At 43.9% G+C, this 19,808-nt stretch carries 13 protein-coding genes; 6 read left to right on the forward strand and 7 right to left on the reverse strand.

Going from position 1 to position 19,808, the window contains the following annotated elements:
* Positions 1-9 precede the first annotated feature (9 nt).
* From LEP1GSC058_RS06530 to LEP1GSC058_RS06540, 3 genes are read left to right on the forward strand one after another with little or no spacing between them, the layout of a single operon-like run.
* Positions 10-1,950 (forward strand): hypothetical protein, encoded by a 1,941-nt coding sequence (locus LEP1GSC058_RS06530; RefSeq protein ID WP_016548894.1) that lies wholly within the window; start codon positions 10-12, stop codon positions 1,948-1,950.
* An 8-nt stretch (positions 1,951-1,958) separates the two neighbouring features.
* Positions 1,959-5,624, forward strand: coding sequence for a hypothetical protein (locus LEP1GSC058_RS06535; protein WP_016548771.1), 3,666 nt, complete (start codon positions 1,959-1,961; stop codon positions 5,622-5,624).
* 5 nt (positions 5,625-5,629) lie between these two features.
* Positions 5,630-7,405, forward strand: a complete 1,776-nt coding sequence (locus LEP1GSC058_RS06540; RefSeq protein ID WP_016548784.1) for a hypothetical protein — start codon at positions 5,630-5,632, stop codon at positions 7,403-7,405.
* 11 nt (positions 7,406-7,416) lie between these two features.
* Here the strand turns inward: LEP1GSC058_RS06540 and LEP1GSC058_RS06545 are convergent, their stop codons facing one another.
* From LEP1GSC058_RS06545 to LEP1GSC058_RS06565, 5 genes are all read right to left on the reverse strand, one after another.
* Positions 7,417-9,447, reverse strand: coding sequence for a hypothetical protein (locus LEP1GSC058_RS06545; RefSeq protein WP_016548854.1), 2,031 nt, complete (start codon positions 9,445-9,447; stop codon positions 7,417-7,419).
* 395 nt (positions 9,448-9,842) lie between these two features.
* On the reverse strand, positions 9,843-10,223 hold the full coding sequence (locus LEP1GSC058_RS06550; RefSeq protein WP_016548836.1) for a DoxX family protein: 381 nt from the start codon (positions 10,221-10,223) through the stop codon (positions 9,843-9,845).
* A 276-nt stretch (positions 10,224-10,499) separates the two neighbouring features.
* Entirely contained in the window at positions 10,500-11,738 is a 1,239-nt protein-coding gene (locus LEP1GSC058_RS06555) for an SMP-30/gluconolactonase/LRE family protein (RefSeq protein WP_016548890.1), read from the reverse strand.
* Entirely contained in the window at positions 11,735-12,622 is an 888-nt protein-coding gene (locus LEP1GSC058_RS06560; RefSeq protein ID WP_016548821.1) for a M24 family metallopeptidase, read from the reverse strand. The genes LEP1GSC058_RS06555 and LEP1GSC058_RS06560 overlap by 4 nt, the downstream gene beginning before the upstream one ends.
* 100 nt (positions 12,623-12,722) lie before the next feature.
* Positions 12,723-13,508 carry a helix-turn-helix transcriptional regulator gene (locus LEP1GSC058_RS06565; RefSeq protein ID WP_016548789.1) on the reverse strand — a complete coding sequence of 262 codons (786 nt, stop codon included), beginning with the start codon at positions 13,506-13,508 and terminating at the stop codon, positions 12,723-12,725.
* 605 nt (positions 13,509-14,113) lie between these two features.
* Between LEP1GSC058_RS06565 and LEP1GSC058_RS06570 the strand changes: the two genes are divergently transcribed.
* Both LEP1GSC058_RS06570 and LEP1GSC058_RS06575 read left to right on the forward strand, forming a co-directional pair.
* Positions 14,114-15,121: a VOC family protein gene (locus LEP1GSC058_RS06570; RefSeq protein ID WP_016548797.1), complete on the forward strand. Its 1,008-nt coding sequence runs from the start codon at positions 14,114-14,116 to the stop codon at positions 15,119-15,121.
* Positions 15,122-15,140: 19 nt separating this feature from the next.
* Complete coding sequence (locus tag LEP1GSC058_RS06575) at positions 15,141-16,184, forward strand: alcohol dehydrogenase catalytic domain-containing protein (protein WP_016548897.1); 1,044 nt, start codon at positions 15,141-15,143, stop codon at positions 16,182-16,184.
* 521 nt (positions 16,185-16,705) lie between these two features.
* Here LEP1GSC058_RS06575 and LEP1GSC058_RS06580 read toward each other — a convergent pair.
* Together LEP1GSC058_RS06580 and LEP1GSC058_RS06585 are read right to left on the reverse strand one after the other, a co-directional pair.
* A complete protein-coding gene (locus tag LEP1GSC058_RS06580) occupies positions 16,706-17,599 on the reverse strand; it encodes a porin OmpL1 (protein ID WP_039948125.1) in 894 nt (297 codons plus the stop codon).
* A gap of 382 nt (positions 17,600-17,981) precedes the next feature.
* The gene (locus LEP1GSC058_RS06585) at positions 17,982-18,602 is read right to left on the reverse strand and encodes a TetR/AcrR family transcriptional regulator (RefSeq protein WP_016548868.1); all 621 of its coding nucleotides are present in this window, start codon (positions 18,600-18,602) and stop codon (positions 17,982-17,984) included.
* Between the two features lie 73 nt (positions 18,603-18,675).
* On the opposite strand from LEP1GSC058_RS06585, the gene LEP1GSC058_RS06590 reads away from it, so the two are divergent.
* Positions 18,676-19,188, forward strand: a complete 513-nt coding sequence (locus LEP1GSC058_RS06590) for a DUF1761 domain-containing protein (protein ID WP_016548846.1) — start codon at positions 18,676-18,678, stop codon at positions 19,186-19,188.
* Positions 19,189-19,808 lie beyond the last annotated feature (620 nt).

Raw genomic sequence — 19,808 nt, forward strand, 5'->3', positions numbered from 1 at the left:
GTAGAACCCATGTCGGATAACAGAACAGTGGAATTCATTCAGTATCATCGCCCGGATTTAAAATCGGGAGATTATACGATTCAAATACAACACCAAGTGGATTTGGGCTTCGGAGATACGGATACGTTTTCGGAAACCAAGGTTCTATCGGTAAGAGGAGAACGATTTAAGATAGCATCGGAGGAGATTGTCGCTTACTTTCCTCCTGATGGAAGTTTCGGAGACTTTTCCAATTGTCTACCTCACGTTGTAATTTCGAAATCTACTTTACCTTGGGAAAGGACGGCGGGAACGGAAACCAGCGGAACTCCTTGGCTTGCGATTCTCTTAATCGATTCCTCCGAATTCTCGCAGGTGAAAACGGACACGATGCCGATCGGAAATCTTGGATTTCCGTTAGAATCCGGGGATAAGGCTGCCGATTCCTGTCAAACTCTTAGCTTGCCGAAAAAAATTCTGGATTCGATCATTCCCCTTGAAAGCGAAATGAATCGACTCACGCACGTCCGACTCGTGGAAACTTCGGATAAAGCAACCGCTACCGAGGAGGGACCCGGCGAATTTGCCGTAGTCGTAGGAAATCGCATCGGAAAACCCGGGTCGGTAAGCACTGCATATCTCGTTTCTTTGGAAGGATATTATGATCCTCTAATGAACTCTCGTTATACTCCGGATTCCACAGGGAGTGTCACACTCGTCCTCTTAAGCAAGTGGAGTTTTTCCGCCGAGTCCGAACAATTTACGTTCAAGCAATTAGTGTCCAATCTGAAGAGGGTTCCGTCTACACTTCGTTTGCCGGATCTCCCCGGACTTTCTGCTATCGCGCAAAATATGATCAAGTCCGGCTATCTACCTCTACCGCACCGTTTACGGCAGGGCGATAAGACCGTATCTTGGTATCGAGGTCCGCTCGTACCGTATTCAGTTCCCATAACGACCTCCTTTCCGGCCTCCTCTTCAGACGAACTCACTTCGTATGACTCCAATAACGGAGTCTTTAATCTTTCCTATTCGGCGGCTTGGGAGTTAGGTCGACTCTTGGGATTGCAAAGTCGTTCTTTCTCGATGGCTCTTTATCGTTGGAAGCTGTCTCAAAAACGACAGGATATTTTAGCGGCAGAAAAGCAGCTGATTAGCCAACTTTTCGGTGATTCGTCTTTAGCGGCGCCGGATACGGCGAACGGATCCGATTGGCAGGATATTATAAACGATTGGTTAGGGAAACTCTCTCTATTAATCGGAGTCCCTTTCTTCTATCTAGTACCTGACGAACGAATGCTTCCGCTGGAATCGATTCGATTTTTCGAACTAGATACGAATTGGGTGGATTCCTTGATCGACGGCGCATTTAGTATCGGTCGCTCAACTGCGGGAGATCTTACTAACGATCAAAAAACGGCGACTTCAATTCGACAAGCTGCCATACAAACTTCTCTGGCAATCCGGAAATCGTCCTCCGATGCGAACCCAACCCCACAAGCTCCTCAAAAAATCGCCGGAGTAATCTTGAGGTCGTCCGCAGTTTCGGGCTGGCCCAATCTAGAGATTAGGGGTTATGCAACTCCGCAGAAAGATGCAAACAACCTTGCGACCGACCAACTCAAGTGCCTGCGAATGGACCATCTCTCTAAAGACGTTATATTATGCCTTTTTGCAGGAGAGCTCCGCCAAATTGATATCCAACTTCCCTCCGAAGGAGTTCATTTCGGATTGGACTTCAACCAGACTTTTAGTAAGGAACTCAGGGATCCAAACGGGGACTTGGAAACTAATTTAATTTTGAATAATATTCCATTTAGGGATTACTCCGGGGTTCTAAATGTCGATCTTCTTGCGAACGAGATAATACAAAAACTAAACGTCTCCGCCGATCACTTCACTTCCGCTCAGTTCGCCATGCAGATGGTGGAAGGCGTGGATAAGATCAGCTTTTTAAAAACACAGGAGTGATTCAATCGATGACTCAGACAAATAATACGCCCTCTTTTTTACTTGTTCCGATCGATTTGGACGCGATGTGCGTAGGAAAGGAAGATTCGGAACAGCGTACGCCGCTTACTGCACCGGCTACAGCGAACTTCGTCACGCTACCTTACATGGGCGGCCCGCAGGGAGCGAACCTTAGCGATCTATTCGTAAACAAGCCTTTTCAAACGGAAAGCCTGCCGTTAAAAATAGGCGTTCATCTGCATTGGGCTCTTCCTGATGCGCTCACACAAGGAATGCAGATAACAAATAAGAACACCGGGGCCGAATCTATTCAATTTCAGAATGTGCCGAATCGATGGTTAGCCACGAGAATACTAACGAGCATAGACGGATTGCAAACGACTCAAAAATCCTGGGTTATCGAATCCGATTTTCTATCAACGGACGCGGATGCATATTACGATCATACGAATATTCCGTTTAATAAGGACGGAAATTTTGCCTTCTCTCAAACGAATCCGCCCTTTCGCTATATGGGAAGAGCGGTCGAATTGGAAAAATGGTCCGAAAGTACTGACCCAAGTACGGAAAGATTAACGCCTTTCACCGCGATCGGATACGGGGAACCTCGGTTTGCGTCATATTATCCGAATTGTAAAACCGTATTCGGATTTCAGGATACATTCGCCGATCTGGTCAATTTTAATCCGGACAACTATTCAATCAGTTATGCGGTCATTGGATGGTATAACGATCAAAATAACGATCCAATTCATTCCTCCGGCGATCTCGCTAAAACATTAGATACCTTTCAATGGGAGCTCCCCGATAAAACTCCGATCGATTCAATTTCCGGAATGGCATGTATAGGGATGCTCGGAAACGTAAAATGGAATCAGTCCACGAATTACATAAGTTCTAAAACGGACTTGAGCGCGACCCAGGTCGCTCTCGCAAATACCAACTCGGAAGGATTAGCTAGCCTACTCTCCGTTCTGATCCAAGTGCCGGGCTTGAACAGAAGCCAATTGGAACGTTTTATCGAAGCTTTGCAGATCGGGTATCTAGATAAATTAACGGATGTGGGGGCAATGGCTGATCTTGAAAGGGTATTGCATAAAAGCTTTTTCGGTACCGAACAAACCGAAACATTATGGACCGTCGTCCCGGCTGACCCGAAAACCGAGGATGCAACCGGATTACCGGAGCAGATAGCCAAAGATCTTAATCAATTAAATCGATACCAGACACAAACGGATCAAAATTCCGCTCAAACCCTTTCTATAAAAAAGCAGGTATTCGCAGATTGGTATAAATTCATCGCCTCGTTATATCCGGCAACGGGGAATACTCCTCCGGTAAGTTCGAATGATATAAGACAATTTATCGAAGCGAATGTGGGCGACCAATCGCAGTTTCAAGTTCTGAACAATAATCTCTCTACGCTTACGTCCGAAATCCAATCCCTTTCACAAAAAATTTCGGATGAGATCGGAAAAGGGTATTCTCTAAAGGCAATCGAAGCTCCTCGTTTTTATCAACCCAATGATCCGATAGTATTAATCTCCGGCAAAGATCTTCAACCCTCGGGTCGTTACGGATTCGACGGTGCATTTTCCGAAAGCGGTAAGTTACTCTGTCGGATTGATTCGCAAACGATCACCGCATTTCAGTTCGCTTATACCGGAACTTCTTATACCGTAGCATCGAGCCAATTGCCTAAGTATCCCGATATTTCCAATCTGCCTTTAGGAAATTTACCGAACCTAGTTCTTTCGGAATCGTATTATTTGGATAAGAGTCAATGGGGAGTTATTGTGAAAACGAGCGAAGCGTCTTCTATCCCCGGCATCCTGGAACAATTGCAAAACGAATTCGACTCGAGCGGATCGGATACATTTTACAAGAATCATATTACTTCGGGAGTCGTACCTTCCCCGTTGCAATTTAGTATATGGGATCGTCCTTGGCACCCGATTCTACTCCAGTGGAATTTCGCATTCCGACCTTACCAGACGATCGAAACCGTCACGCAAGGAGTCTCGCTCCCGAATTACGTACCCGATTTCATTCAAAAGAATTGTAAACTACCGGACGGGGAAACGGACTTAAAATACGGCGGCGAAGGATTGGGACAGGAACAAAACTATACCGGCTCCACGATTCTGACCCCGCAAGCCATCAAGAATTTAAAAGATCGAGTTAGGGACTATCAAAAGTATTCCGCGAACCCGATCGTCCAGAAGATTTTAGATCAGGCCGTAAATATTCCGGTTCTATCTCAATCCCTTTCGGGATTCAACGACGCGCTGGGGATGCAAGCCCAGGAGATGCAATTTCAGGTACACGATCCCTTGGCGCGCGGACTCGAAAGGACATTCAATCAAAAAATACAGACCTTCGTAGGCGGGACGAACGACACGAATCCTTTACCGGAAATCAATTTTAACCCGATTCGGTGCGGACTTGGACGCATCCAGAAGCTAAGGGTGGTGGATGCTTTCGGTCAATATCGGGATTATGATACTCCGCCGACCGTAGCCTCCCGAAGTCTTTTCATTCAAAACGATACTTATCCGGCCTTTCTTCCGCCGCGATTTGTTCAACCGGCAAGACTGTTGTTTCGTTGGTTATCGACTTACGACGATACGGAAGAAATGAACAGTATAAATTCGCCTATCCACGGTTGGATCCTACCGAACTATCTCGATGGAAGTTTGATGTTGTACGACGAGGACGGAAATTCGTTGGGGTCGATCGCGGCTTATGACGGTAGCGGCATCTTCTTTGAAAGTTCACCGGGCAACGATCCCTTTATTACGATAAGAGTTCAGGACGCGGATTTTTCCCAGAAAATGAACCAAACATTCAAAAATTCGCATATTTTAGAATTCGTTTCTAATATTCTAAGTAGGAATGAAGCCTTTCTGGAATCGTTTATAAGCACGTTGGATAAGTCCCTGCGATTCATAGAGCCCCAGAACTACAGCGAAACTACAAGTCTGGTTCAATTTATCGGTCGGCCGATCGCGATTGTGCGGGCGAAATTGAAGGTCGAGCTAAAAGGAAATCCCGTTCAAAACCAAAGTTGGGCCTCGCTACATTACAATATCGGCAATCCGAAACAAAACGATATCGCCGGCTTTACCGAGGTCTCATTTCCTCTCAGATTAGGAAGCGCTTTGCAATACGAAGACGGATTGCTCGGCTTTTATCCCGAGAAAGAAGGCAAAACGGATTTCTCAAATTTCTATTCCTCTCACTCCGACGGCTCCGATCCTACGATCCTAATTCCGTCGGAAACTACGATCACTCTTAAACCCGATCCCAACGAGGATCCTAGTACGGTTCTGCTCCTTATCGACCCGCGGGCTCCGATACATGCCACGATGGGAATCGTGCCTAAAAAAAGGATCGATATACCACGATATCATTATGCGCCGGCATTGGAAAAGATGAGTGTAACGTTTCAAACGGCGCCCGTCTTGACCCCTTCTGAGCGACTCGAATTACCCTTACCGCTCATACCCGGAACGGATTGGATATGGGTAGAAAAGGAATCCGGCTCCTGGCAAAACCTTTCTCACATCGAAAAGGTCCATACCGAAACGAATTTTTCCGTTAGTCTCCTCTTTAGAGAAGGATGGTTAAAAATAAAATCTACCGACTCAAACCGGAATTCAGAAGGAAAATAAACTTTATGACTCTCACTACAACTTACCCGTTAACGCTTTCCCTATCCCCGGTCGATGCGAATCAAAACGGAATATTATATGTTCCGAATGCGGATGGCGATTCGGTTGCGGCGGAGAATTACTTTACTTTAACGATCGCTAATAACGGAAGTGCTCCGATTTCTCTGAAAGGCGGAGAACCCGTGCCCGACGGACAAACTACTGGAGCAGCCTCGTTATTCGTAATCTATCTACCGGAGAGCATCGGAGCCGACGTTCTATCTTCCATCCGATTAAATTCTCCGGCAAACTGGAAGTTAAAGACGTTTACTGACGACGGAAATTATCTGGTAATTTGTCCGGGAAGCGATTTAGCGCTTCCCGCCGGTGGAGTCATCTCGCTCACTCTCGCCGGTTTCCTTGCGGCCCCTAGGCAAATTCCACAAAAACTGACCGTTAACGTCTTGAATGCGGATGCTTCCGCGGTCGGTACAGGAGAATACGACTTCAACATATTCATCCAACAGGTTCCGAAAAAGGGAAATAAGGATCTTAGCATCGAGTCGAGAACAATTGATGGAAATGTGGTCTTTATCACTTCTGGCGATAATACTGCAAATAACGAAAATACGATCGATTTTTATATCCTGAATTCGGGTCGATCCCTAACTGCAATTCCGGCAAAAGCGAACCAAACTTATATCAGAATCTCCTTCGATACCGGAAACGGGATGGGGGATATCGCGGAAGCCGCCGATTTGGATGGGATTGCCGTAAGCATCCAGCGAGCGTATGAAAATAATTTTACGCTGAGTTTCGAAAGAATCGGTCAAATTCCCACTTGGAAGTTTACTTCGGCCACCGACGTTTTTCTAAACGGCGGCAGCAACGATCGAATCGAATTCGACATACAAAAATTGATCACCCACCTTCCCCCTGGAATCGCAAAATGTTATATAGAATATTATAATATTCCAGGATACAACGACGGTTATTCCGATTTTACTTTGACGAAGGAATATCCTCAGGCGATTATTACCGGCTTTTTCGCATCGTCCTATGCGATTATCGGCGGTACGGAAATTATATTACAATGGGAAACGGAAGGAGCTTCTTATTGCACTTTGGAAGCGTCTACGGGAAGTTTGCTCGATGAAAATAATCAGACAATCCCGGCTTTTCAATCATTTTCCGCATTCGAATCGGGAGTAAAAATCATTCCGGTTCCGCCTGCGGTTATTCCGGCTTCAGGGGGGATTGTCTTTTCCATTTCGCTTCACGCGTTTAGTTTAGACGGAAGAAGTAACAGTAAAGAATTAGGGATACAAATTCTTCCGCCTACTTGCAACCTCTCCGCTTCCAACCTGAATCCGGTTCCGCCCGGAACTCCTATCACTCTTAACTGGACATCTCAGAATGCTCGAACAGTAACGATCGATCAAGGAATTGGTAATGTCAAAGACTCGGGAGAGATTACGGTCTCTCCTAAAAATACGACTCGATATACCCTGACTGCCACCGGGCTGCGAACGGTATCTTCCTCCGTAGTCGTAACCGTAGACGTCTTGGTAATCAATTCTTTTAAGCCGAACGCATACGTTGTCGGAGTCGGGGAACCGGTGACGATTAATTGGGACACGGCATTCGCAACCTCGGTAACTCTGAATGGAGCCAAGGTCGCCGCCACCGGATCCACGGATTTTTCCCTAAATAACTTCCAAACCTTTACTTTAGTTTGCCAAGGAAAAGACGGGACCTCTTTAACGCAGTCTTTCGATGTCGAGGTTACGGGAGCTATGTAACCCGCATTAATTCAAACGTTCGGGACCACAGTGTAAGCCTGGGAAACAGGACCTCCCGGCCCTTGCGCCGTCAGAATAAACGTTACGCTTTGCGGGTTATCGCCTGTTCCGGCGCCCACGGAGGCGCTCCCTGAAATCGCGGTGGAAACTACTCCTCCATTGACAGTGACTTGACAGGAAACCGCGCGAAGCGTCGCCCAATTGAAAACCGCTTGAGCTTCTTCGAAATAAAATTTATTCATCTGCCACGACCCGCCCACGCTAGTAATCTGCACCCCATCCGTTGCCGTTATGGAAATGGATCGAGAAACTGGACCATTCCCTCCGTTACAGGTTAAAGTGAAAACATCGGTAGAATGAGTTAAGGAAAGCTGAATGCTTCCTTTGCCGGAAGGCAATTGAGTCCCGTTAATATCGAGTATAGTCGCGAAATCCGTATCCCATTGGAAGGTGATTTGATCGCCGATTTTGGCGCTGGAGACATTCGCCTGAAAAAGATTGATCTTTACTGATTGCACCGTAACGGTCACGGCAGAAGTAACCGGACCGTATAATCCCTGAGCAGTAAGCGTATACGTAGTGTCATGCACCGGAGAAACATTGGTTGAACCGTTCGTTTTCACCGTTCCGATCCCTTGATCAATTGAAAGAGAATGTGCGAATCTTGAATTCCAGTTCAACTGAACCGAGTCTCCTACTTTAATAGGACCGACTGTGGAAGATGTCAATGAACAGCTCACCGGTTCGATTAAAATTCCTTCCTGCTTATTATTGCTACGGCCGTCTTGCGTAAACGCTGCGATCCCGACCGAGAACAAAATAGGTGAATTAGAATTTTGTAACTGAGGTAAAACTGGAGTGATTTTCAAACCCGATTCCATTGCGGGAAAAGTTTGGTAAGCCTGAATCGTTTGGCCGTTCTGATCCAAAAGGCTGCCGATATTGGTATTCAACGTGCAATACTCGGCTCCTTGTGTCTGCCATTGAAGTGTTATAGAGTCCCCGTAAGCAAGCTGGGACGGAGAAATAAAAAATGCGCTAATAACCGCGGCTGGGAGTTCCTTTTGCAGAGAAAAAGTCGCATAACCGTCGTTAAATCCCGGAACATTGAAAAATTCCAAATAAACGTTAGCGATCCCTGGCTCGATATGACTGACTAAATTTTCCAATTGGAATTCTAAACGATCATTGCTTCCTCCGTTTAGAAAAACGTTCGCACTAGCGGTAAATTTCCAAGTCGGAATGTTTCGAATTCTTTCCACGGAAAGGGAGAATAAATTTTGGTATTCCCGTAAAAGCGAAATATTCGCAAGTGCGGCATCGGCAGCGCTGGTCAAATCGCCCAAATCCTGTCCGGTATCAAAGGAAATCCTAATATAGGAAACGTTCGCCGTCGCAGGTATTTGCGCTGCGTTCGGATCACGATTAGTCAAATAGAAATTGACGGAGTTCGTGTTATTTGCGGGTGCATCGGAGGGAGTCAAATAGATCACCGAGGAATTTTCCGCGTTCGCAATTAAGATCAAATCCTTATTCCCCAGCTTCGGTACTTGGAGTATTTTAGCTTGGGTAGAATAAATTCCGTCGCCGATAATCGAAGCATCCAAATTATATAAGTTAAGATTCAAAGCTTGAGGAATCTGACGCGGAGAAGAAGTTTTGAACCCGGAAAGTTTTAGCGTAAGACTTCCATTCGCGGGAACGTTTATGTCCGAGACGGGGGAAAGCATTAAGTAAATTCCATCGTCCGAAAAACATTTTGCCTTCCAGTTCTCCTGCGGGCTAACTGCAATCGCATCCAAATCGGAGGCGGTAAAAGTTTCGGGAAAGAAAATACCTAGTAAAAACGAATTGGCAGGGACCGCCTGATCTGAAACCGGATCTCCCTTTTTTAACAAGACAGACTGCCCGCCCGCATTCGAGAGTTGAATCTCGAACGTTTGCTCGGAGGATACTGGATCTCCGGATTGATTCGGGACATATATGACGGTGTTTCCCTGAGAATCTGCGGGAGAAAAAACTACATTCAGCGTACGGCTCATTTTATTCTAACCTACAATAAAAGAAAGACTCCACATTCGTGAAGCCTCTTACTTATCTTAAGTCCCTACGACAAATTGGAATCGAAGATGGACCTTAATCCACGAGAATTGAACCGGGATGCGTGTTTAAATCAAGTCAAAAAAGTGAACTTTGTGAAAAATCGATCTGCATCGAATCGGCTCGGGCAGAAAATACAAAAACTCCGGGACAACCCTTAAAGACGGTCACTTCCATTAAATCCGTCCGTTAAGTATCGATCCATTAATACTTATTTCCGATTGCGAGAATATTCCCGAATGATAAGAATTAAGACCTTGAATATTAGAAAAAGATTGTTCTCACCCTTCCAATATTCAAACCCTCCGAATCTCGACTTTATTAAATAAATCGAAAATTATTCCTTCAAACTAAAAGGTCCCGACCCGAAATGAGCGATCAGTAAAGCTCCGCCAAGCATGGAAAGATTTTTCATAAACATAGCCTGCTGGACGCGAACTGCAATAGGATCGGTAATGCCCCAAAACTGGTGCATCATAACCGTTACAGGTACGAGGAATAACACGATTAACCATGCACCCCAAGCAGCTTTAAATCCCAGAACAATGCTGAGACCCCCGAAAAAAGCAATCATTCCGGAAAGCGGAACCGCAATCGAAGCGAGCGGGACTCCTAATTGCGCTGCATGCGCTATCCTTTCGGAAGAGAAATGTCCCGGACCCGCGACGATAAAAATTGCCCCGAAAAGAATTCGAGCTAACAAAACGATTAATTCCATATTTTTCTCCATTTAATTCTCTTATTTGAAAGATGGTTTAAATGGTTTCAATATTCTTCCCGCGCGTTCTTAGGATTATGATTAACATACGTTAATACCTTTTCCCGCAAATTACGTTCAAATATTCGTAATTAACCGTGTTTTCTTAGTACCCCCCCGCCCGCCCAAGTATGATTTTTAGCGCATTCCCGACGCGCGAGGGGTTCGGAATATCGAAGAAATTTAATGCAATATCTAATATCTATCGATGAATAAAAAAAATTTTCAAACCGAGTTTCATTCGGCTAATTGCAACTCCGAGATGGAAAGTGAATACAATCCTCTGGACTGTAGATCGAAAGAAGGAAAATAAACTCTTTCTCCGAAAGGAACCGCGACGGAGATATCCCGAATCTTGGAACCGTCATGCAAAGAATAATAGAGAGCTCGTTTCGCTCTCGAATCTAGAACAAGAAACCCTGTTTTTTTGGAAATCGGCAGAATCCATTGCGGAAGAGAAAGGAGAGCGGACTTCATCCAGGGATTTCCATGTACAAAATTGATAAGCCCGGATCTTCGCTTAATGATTCCCGCCCAAATCCGCCCTTTGTCGTCCCGTTCAAGCCCATCCGCCAAACCCGGTAAATTTTCGAAGAGAACTTCCGACGTTCCGCCCTTCTTTCCCGAGATAAATGCGCGTAGAATTCTAAATTTGGAAGTCTCGGTAAAAATAACGGACTCCTCCATTCCAGCCGGATTTTCCTCCAAAAGGATTCCGTCCACGAAAGTGAATCCGTTCAGCACCAACGAGATGGATTCCTTTTTTCGGTCGTATATCCAAAGTTTACCGTGAGGATACAAACCGATCGCTTCCGGTACCGCTCCGCTCCCCATTGAGGCTTCCTCTCTTTCGAAAGGTTCGGTGATATAGATGCGATTTCCATCCGGCGACACGGCGAGGTCGTTACAAAGAGAAAACGATCTGGAATTGGCCGGAGTTAGATCTTTTAGCAAAATCGCCCGTCTTTCGGATAATGTATAAACTTTTTCGAATTCTTCTTTTTCCGTTTTCGGTAGATCCAATACTAAAGGTTTCAATTTCTTAGTAGAGATCTCAACTTCGTATAAACCGACTCGATTTTTTTCATCGTAAGATTCTCCTCCCAATCTGGAAGCACAGACTAGAATCTTCTCCTTTTTGCTATCGGAATACTGTAGACCTGCGGGATTTACGGGAGGACGCAACCATTGAGAAGCCTTCCCCGTAACCAAATCCAATTTCCAGATCCAGCCGTCCATACCGGATGCAAATCCCTGTTTTTTTTCGGCGTCAAAGATCAAATCGTCGTGGCCGGGGAGATCCGTCATTGCCACTTTCAAACCGTTTAAAAACGAATCCTGTTTTGCTTCGACTTCTAAGATACCCGAAGGAACTTCTCCCAAGCGATACGCTTCACCGATTTTGATTTTTTCAGGGTTACAACCGATTATGTACGAAATAGAGATAAATATAATAAAATTCTGATTTAGTTTCATATCGATTCTTGTAATTTCCTAGCTTTATTTACGTGGGGAACATTATCGTCCAACCAGTAAACTCGATCTTTTTCCACCACTAGGATCTCTTCGAACTTAAATCCGGTCTTCCCTTTGCCGAGATGGGGCTCGATCGCCCATAACCCTGTTTTATCGCCTTCATGATCGGGCGTAAGAAGTTCCGGCAAGACCTTATGAGTTAGAAATTCATAAGATCCTTGGAGACTGAACCAACTGGCGAAACTGATCGGCAATAAGGGAAAGGAAATATTAGGAATACGTACTTTATATACGCGATGGCCCAGCACAGCGAACGGATACAAGGAGTGAATATTGTCAAAACCGTTCTGCTTTGCGTCCCGATCTATTTTCCACCAAATCTCCGAGGCGCTCATAGAAGAGGCAAAGTATTCGGGAATCGCTTTCCGGAGTTTTAGAAGATATTCCATTCCGGAATTCAATTCCGGATTCTCCCGTAGAGAAGAAGAGTAACCGATATCTCCGATATAACCTTCAACGACGGGAGAAACGTCCAGGATAAAAGATTCGTTCGGCGCTAGTCTTTTCTTACCTGGATGAAACTGAGTAAATCTCTTATAGCCGTCGAATCTAGCATGTTCCCCAAACCAGGCAAAGGGCCGATGCAGGAACACCTTCACTCCGTGGTCCCGTAAGAAAGTATCCATGCGTTTTGCCGTCTGGATCTCCGTCCATCCTTCCCGCATTTCCTTTTCGATTTCGGTAACGCATCGGTAAGCTAGTCTCTGGGCTTTTCGAAAACCCGCTTTCTCTTCTTCGCTCGGAGTTTTCACCGACTCGGAATGATATCTGGAAAATCTGGAAGAAAGTCTGGATAGAAATCCTTTTTCTGTCTCTACTGGCATTTTGTGCTTCTCTATGTTCTCGAATAAGAGAAAGAGTAACAGAACCCGAACCGCCTGGCTTGAACGATTCCGGTATTATAGGAAATTTTTAGGAACCGAATCATTCCGATTCGCAGAACCGGACTTCGATCGATTTTAAGTGACCGAAAAAAAAAGAGGGTACGAATCCGAAATTTTCCTTAAACGTACGGGTAAAATGCGCCGAGTCCGAAAAGCCCGCAGAGTGAGCGGCTTCGGTTAGGTTTTTTCCTTCCTTTAAAAGTTTTACGGTGCTCATGACTCGGACCCATAACAAGTATCTTCTGAGAGGAATTCCCAAATTTTCCTTAAAGAGACGAATCAATCGATCTTCGGAAATTGAAAAGTCCTTGCCGATCTCTTTCATCCGGATGCTGTCAGGCAATTCAGTTCGAATTTTATGCGCGATCTTTTGAACTCTTTCGTCTATGTTCTTTTCCAATTTTCGAAAAGGATAGACACATTGCAACAAATCAAGATGAAGCTCCCAAACTTCCGTATCATTTAAATTTCCATAATATAATTCCCATAATCTTTCCATCAGAGGAAGAAAAGCGGAAATTTCTAATCGTTTAACCTTTCCCGTCTCTATGAATTCGGCGATGGCTCCGTATTCATACGTTTCCGGATCGATCAGCAACGATACCATTTCCACTCCGGGGGAAACGGTACGATGATAGGTATTCGGTGCGACCAAGGCCGCCCGGTATTCTTCTTTTCCATTTTCGGTCTCAATACATATATTTTCGGTTAATGAAACCGCCAAGGTAGCCGCATAGTGTTCGTGAAAATCCGTTTGCATCGCATTCGTTGCGAATATCACTCGGCTGTTCCATAGATATAGAATGTCTTTTCGAGAAAAATCCATCTAAGATTCCGAATCTTCTTTGAACGTTTTAGGCATAGTAATATCGGACTCGGTTCTAACGGAAGGGGCCGAACTTGGAACAAATCGTCGGTCGCAGAAATCGATTCCGGAAATTGTAAGGAAATTGATTCTTCAAAGGGAAGAACCTTTATCAAGGAAAAAACGTCGGAATTTTTTCAAGTAGAGCGGGCATGTTTGTCCCCGTATTCAAATAGCGCCGTAACGATTTGAGTTAATATCTCTCCTTACGAGAAATCCGCCGTCACAAAAGTGTATGTGATATCGTAACCGAATACAACGATCTAAGCTATCGTTTTATTTAGAGCTATCGATCTCTCTTCAACGACTCGTCCCAAAACGACCGAATTAGTTTAGTTTGAACGATTCTACGATCGCCTACCCGATAATTTTTTATCCGCACCGGAATCATTCAAGCGGACCACCTGCTATTCGTGTATCATAAAGCAAGACTCGAACCTATTTCATTCAATCTCGCATGGTGATCATCCCCCTGATCCGATCTGGCGAGCAAATACGTGGATTAGTCGGACAGCGTAAATTGAGAGATCGATGATGAATGAAGAGAACTCGGAAATCGGAGCGAAATGAGAAAACTATTTTCTGCAATCTGTATTTTAATAACTGCCATCTTACTTTGGTGGGTTATCACTGCATCTCAAAGTGATTATCGTAAAATAGAAGGTATCGATTTTTCGTACGCAACCGTAATTTTAAATAGCCCAAATCCTGAACGACTTTCGAAATTTTATCAAAGCGTCTTTCGAACTCAAAAATCGGAAGATGCGTCGGACTGGAGTTTGGATGGCTCCGGTAAATCCGTCGTATCTCTTAGAACGCCAGGATATCAAGGGCACGGTCCATTATTAACTATTCTAAAAGGTGGTAAATCGAATGTTAAATCACCTTTACCGAACGATTTAGGTTACGCTCATATTTGCTTCGAGAGTGATGATATCCCCGGATTGATCAAACAAATCGCAAAGAACGGCGGCAAAATACTCAGCTCGTTCAAAGATATGGAGAAAGTTCCGGCAGTATATGCAACTGATCCGGACGGGAATGTTTTCGAAGTTCACATCCCGTTTCCCACACCGCTAACTCCTCGCACTATATATCGCTCATTGAATTCGCTGGTGCGAACCTATTTTGAATTATCACCGCCCGAGATAGACAGGATACGATTTCTTCACGTAAATATCAATTCGACTGATTGGATTAAGACAGTTAATTTTTACATTAAGGTATTAGAAACTTCCACTACCGGATTCGAAAGAGATTATAAAGGCGAATTCATTGAAAATCTAACGGGCATAAACGGAGCCGCTATTCGAGGCCGACACGTTGTATTGCCCGGCTATAGCGATGGAGGTCCAACTTTTGAAGTTTTCACTTATAATAAAGCGTCCTCAAAAAAACCGGTTACGATGACCGAAATGGGACGAGTTGCAACCGGTTTCCAGGTTCAAAATCTGGATACTGCAACAAACAAGATAATTAGAGAAGGTGGAACTTTTATACGCCGAAATGCAAGTCAATCGGTGATACTCAAGGATCTCGACGGCAACTTATTAATATTGGTGCGGAGAAAATAACTTCTTGGAGAATTAATTAATGATGAACAATGTACCGAGCAAAATGAAAGCCCTTCGACAACTCGGGCCCTTACCGGAGAATGCGCTTTCAGATCCGAACGAAATTCGGAAATACTTACAGCTTACTGAAATCGACGTCCCAAAACCCGGTCCGGGTCAGGTTCTTGTAAAAGTCGATCGAGGTTCAATGAATCCGAACGATCTTTATCATATTCAAGGAGTCTATAGTTCCACTTTAAATTATCCCTATCCGCGGGGTGTTGGCTTTGAAGGAGCCGGCATCGTCGTTGCCAATGGTGGAGGTATAGTAGGAAGACTAAGAATGGGTAAGCGAGTCGCACTTTACAGTAAGAACGGTATCTTTGCGGAATACGTGTTGGCAGACCCATTAAAGTTAATCGTTCTCCCCAAAGACGTACAGTTTAAAGAAGCGGCTTCATCCGTTGCAAATCCGATAACCGGTATCGGAATGGCGAGATGGGCGAAAGCGTCAGGGTCAAAATATTTTTTCATTACTGCCGCTGCCGGAGCTGTCGCGCGTATGACGATGCGTGTAGCGCACAGCTACGGGCTGAAGAGTATTGCAATTGTCCGAAGGGAAGAGCAAGCCGAGATTTGCAAAGAAGAAGGGGCTTCCTACGTACTAAACCAGGCAGAACCGGATTTCGAATTAAAGCTGACCGAATTGTGCAAAAAAGTAAATTGCACTTACGGCTTTGACTGCATAGGAGGCGAGATGCCGTTAACTCTGATGCGTGCACTGCCTCAAGGATCCACACTGTGCATGTACGGTTATTTTAATACCGGACCGATGCTATTCCAACCGCAAAAATTATTCAGCGGATGGAAAGCGACATTCTTCGAAATCGAATATATTATCGATTCGCTATCTCTTCTCTCAAGATTCCGATTATCAAGGGAAGTTATCAATAATGTTAACGGCATTTTCAAACCTAAGATTCAACGTCAATTTAATTTGACTCAAGCGGCGGAAGCGTATACTTACTATAGTCAACATATGACCGAAGGAAAGATCCAAATCATCGTGAATGACAATTTATAAATCGCGAATCCGTCTCTCTTCATTCGAAATCGATACTTTACATTGCTAGGCTTGGTTCGATTTGAAGAGATCGGAAGAAATTCGAAATCCGTAAGGAAGGCACTTCGCGTCGATTTTAACACAACAATCGTTTTCAATGAACGCTTTTATAGCTGACGTAGTCTTTCTACAAATGATAATCAATTGTAATATTAGCTTCGCCTTTCAGAAAGGCATTCCTCTTTTCATTGCAGCAGAGGATTTATAGAACTTTTTAATCGACCCTAGCTTTTCGAACGAATATCGTTTCTCTAAGAATATAGTTATCAATTTAAAGTAACCGGAGTCGGAGGCATCCGTCCTTCTGCATCTTATGGCATACCTTCACAAGGGATACAACTTATAACGATTTTCGTCTGCGTTAATATGGACAAAAAGAACGATCCGGGAGAATTTTATAAAAATATTAATTAAAAAAAGAAGGCTCCGAAAAGAGGTTATAAAAACGGAACCTTTTCCAATAATGGCTTTAATTGTTTGAGCTATATTTCGAATTTATATCCGAATCGATACTGAGTCCCTCCTAATATTACCGGAAATCCCGGAGAAGGAGCTAAACTGATAATGCCGCCTAACGAACGGGTGTGCCCAACTCCATACTGAAAGGAGTAAAAAGTTTCGGCTTCCATAAAGAAATAACCTTTCTCCGATAATCGAGCTTGAGCGCCGATCAACCAATTCGGAGCAAAACCGGCCGCATTGAATCTCGTATTTTCCCAATTCGATTGAGGACTTGTTCCATCGGCGACGAGGTTCGTAATTGTGTTTGTTGGGCCGAGGTTTGTTACCAAATATTGATGAACATCTTCCATACGATTGCTCCCGGCGAGACTCCAACCGCCTTTGAAATAATGAATCCCTGCGCCGATATAAATTGCGGCATCTTCGCTTATGGAAAGCTTAATACCGATATCCACGGGTATCTGGACAGCATTGTAATCGTACGTTATATCGTAATATTGATATCCGGCAAATTTGGCTTCCGAATAACCGCCCATAATCTTTCTCGTATAATTTCCGGATATTCGCCAAAAGAATACTTTTCCGAAATCTTTCTCATATCCGAAAGAGATGACACCGCCTGTCATAGGCCCTTTTGTTTTCACGCTAATAAGACCGTTCGTAGTATGCTGAAGGGTTACCAACCTGTCTTCGGGAATGAGTGCACGCCGGGTCGCGACGCCATTTTGACCGTCCGAAGACTGCACGTCGTAATAGCTGGAGGCATTTTGACCATCTTGAGTTATCGTCTTTCCTAGTTGACCGAGGTCAAACTGGGTTCCAAGACTCCCGAAGATATAAGATTTTGCGCTTAGATTTCCCGCCGAAGAGAGAAACATAAGAACGAGAATCGTTTTACATTTAGTTTGCTTCATACTTACCCTGTATTTCAGTATTCATAACATTGATGGACTCGATTAGAGGAGATACGGCAGGTACCTTATTGCTTTGCGCTCATTCTTTTTCGATTCCGAATGGCATCCGGAGATAGGTAACGTAATTCTTAATCAAAAGTACGTTTCGTTTTATCTACCGGTGCGTAAATCGTTACCTCGATCCGAATCGGGAAAATGATAACAGAACCTTAATTACTCCGCTTGAACGATACCGGTATTTCGGAGATTTTTTGAATGGAGCGAGCAGATTTAGAAGAACTCCGGAAATGCCCGCGTTAATGTGCACTTCCGAAAACGATTAATAAACATTATAATATCCCTATTCACTTAAACTAAGCAATTAAGCGAAATCTAAATATACTTAAGAGATCGAATCGAAATATCGATTCATCGCTTTGAATAGAATGCCGAAAAGATTCGGATCCCCCACTCCTTTGATAAGCCCGTAAAAACCTTCGTGAGCCATCACGATAAAATGCGCCGCCTCGCTGGTATTAATCTCTTTCTTAATATAACCGGCCGCCTTAGCTCGTTCTAAGGATTTTTCGAGCTCATTGATCCATAGCTTAAGAGCTGCCTGAAGACGAATCTTGAAACCCTTATCCACAGGCGACATTTCTTGCACGAGGTTATTCAATGGACAACCGTACTTAAGAATCTCAGGTTTCGCATTGCCGATATGATTCTGCATGAGTTCCAAAATGCCAACAATCGGATTTTCATATGCCTCGAGCGGCTTAATCCAACGATCGACTATCAACGATTTTAAAACCTCGTCAACGACGGCATAACCGAGCATAAGCTTGGTGGGAAATTGATGGTAAAAAGCTCCTTTAGTCAAGGAAGTCTGCTCTACAAGGTCATCCACACTGGTACCTTGAAAACCACGTTTAAAGAAATTCATAAAAGCGACCTCGAGAATTTGCTTTCTCGTAACTTCAAGATTGCGGGATTTCTTTAATGGGATCCTGTTTTTTTTCATGACCGAACACTTATTCATTCAACAACAAAGCAGTATAATTCAAGCGCAACAAAAAAGCTATCGATGAAAATTTTTGTTTACAACATACCAATTAGTATGTAAATATACTTCGATTCTCGGTTTTCAAAGAAAAATTGCGAAAGCCGCCATCAATAATGGAGATAATATGTTACCGATCAATTTAACGGCTGTTAGTTTAGCGGCCCTTACAGCGTTTGTCCTGGGATTTCTATTTCACGGACCTCTTTTCGGAAAACTTTGGATGAAATTAGCGGATGTTCATCCGACCGGAAATGAAAAATTTTCCGATATGGTACCTCAACTATTGTGGAACTTACTCTCCAATTTTATTACTGCATATGTATTGGCAGTAATATATTTGTTTGCATCTTCTTCTCCTTTCCTGGGTGGCGCTGGAGTTTGGAGAGGCGTTATTTGCGCTCTTTGGTTATGGCTCGGCTTTCTAGTTACTTCAACGTCAATCGAAGTTATCTGGATGGGAAGAACGGTTAAACTATGGTTATTCGAATGCGCTTGTTCATTTATAGTAATGGCAGCAATGGGAGCAATTATCGCTATTTTGTAAACGCATTAGAGACGAAGTAAATTTTATTCGAATCTATTTCGATGTCTTTGTCTTAAAAATTCGAATTCGAGAGAATTCTATCGGAATATCCTTACTTTGAGCGTGATTTGACATAAAAGTTTGAATATTTCGATAGTTGATCAAAATCGCAATCGACTGAAAATTGAATAAAGTTCGCCTTTGGTTTTGAGCACTCGATCATCGTTTCTCTCTTCTAAAGTAGTTTTGCAAAATATTGCAAGTTCGGGAACGAATGCCCATAATCGGGTTTTTTAACGGGTCCATCGACCGGCCTTTTGCGACCTTCGAGAAAAACTGAAATCTCCTAAGAAACCGCCGAGCCGAACTTCATAGATATTTGATGCAAATCGGAGACGTTTATTTCTTCGAAACCATTACCGGCGTCATCCTAGTAAAATTCGAGGATAGATATCGAATCTAGCTTTTCGTCCGAGTCTAAAGTGGCTATTTTTATGAAACTTTTACAAACTTAAAATTCATATGACTTAATCATCAAAGTTCCGCAATAATAAATCAACAGAACCAATTTATTTCCCGGGATTCAATCCACAACGATTCTAAATTTATCGTTTTTTCCACTTTTTTAAAGTCTACTAACA

It is taken from the genome of Leptospira fainei serovar Hurstbridge str. BUT 6 (assembly GCF_000306235.2).
Lineage (GTDB): Bacteria > Spirochaetota > Leptospiria > Leptospirales > Leptospiraceae > Leptospira_B > Leptospira_B fainei.

What these genes read in the sequence shown, in the direction of transcription:
- LEP1GSC058_RS06530 (WP_016548894.1), top strand. Translation starts at nt 10, where the DNA reads ATGTCGGATAACAGAACAGTGGAATTCATTCAGTATCATCGCCCGGAT.
- LEP1GSC058_RS06535 (WP_016548771.1), top strand. Translation starts at nt 1,959, where the DNA reads ATGACTCAGACAAATAATACGCCCTCTTTTTTACTTGTTCCGATCGAT.
- LEP1GSC058_RS06540 (WP_016548784.1), top strand. Translation starts at nt 5,630, where the DNA reads ATGACTCTCACTACAACTTACCCGTTAACGCTTTCCCTATCCCCGGTC.
- LEP1GSC058_RS06545 (WP_016548854.1), bottom strand. Translation starts at nt 9,447, where the DNA reads ATGAGCCGTACGCTGAATGTAGTTTTTTCTCCCGCAGATTCTCAGGGA.
- LEP1GSC058_RS06550 (WP_016548836.1), bottom strand. Translation starts at nt 10,223, where the DNA reads ATGGAATTAATCGTTTTGTTAGCTCGAATTCTTTTCGGGGCAATTTTT.
- LEP1GSC058_RS06555 (WP_016548890.1), bottom strand. Translation starts at nt 11,738, where the DNA reads ATGAAACTAAATCAGAATTTTATTATATTTATCTCTATTTCGTACATA.
- LEP1GSC058_RS06560 (WP_016548821.1), bottom strand. Translation starts at nt 12,622, where the DNA reads ATGCCAGTAGAGACAGAAAAAGGATTTCTATCCAGACTTTCTTCCAGA.
- LEP1GSC058_RS06565 (WP_016548789.1), bottom strand. Translation starts at nt 13,508, where the DNA reads ATGGATTTTTCTCGAAAAGACATTCTATATCTATGGAACAGCCGAGTG.
- LEP1GSC058_RS06570 (WP_016548797.1), top strand. Translation starts at nt 14,114, where the DNA reads ATGAGAAAACTATTTTCTGCAATCTGTATTTTAATAACTGCCATCTTA.
- LEP1GSC058_RS06575 (WP_016548897.1), top strand. Translation starts at nt 15,141, where the DNA reads ATGATGAACAATGTACCGAGCAAAATGAAAGCCCTTCGACAACTCGGG.
- LEP1GSC058_RS06580 (WP_039948125.1), bottom strand. Translation starts at nt 17,599, where the DNA reads ATGAAGCAAACTAAATGTAAAACGATTCTCGTTCTTATGTTTCTCTCT.
- LEP1GSC058_RS06585 (WP_016548868.1), bottom strand. Translation starts at nt 18,602, where the DNA reads ATGAAAAAAAACAGGATCCCATTAAAGAAATCCCGCAATCTTGAAGTT.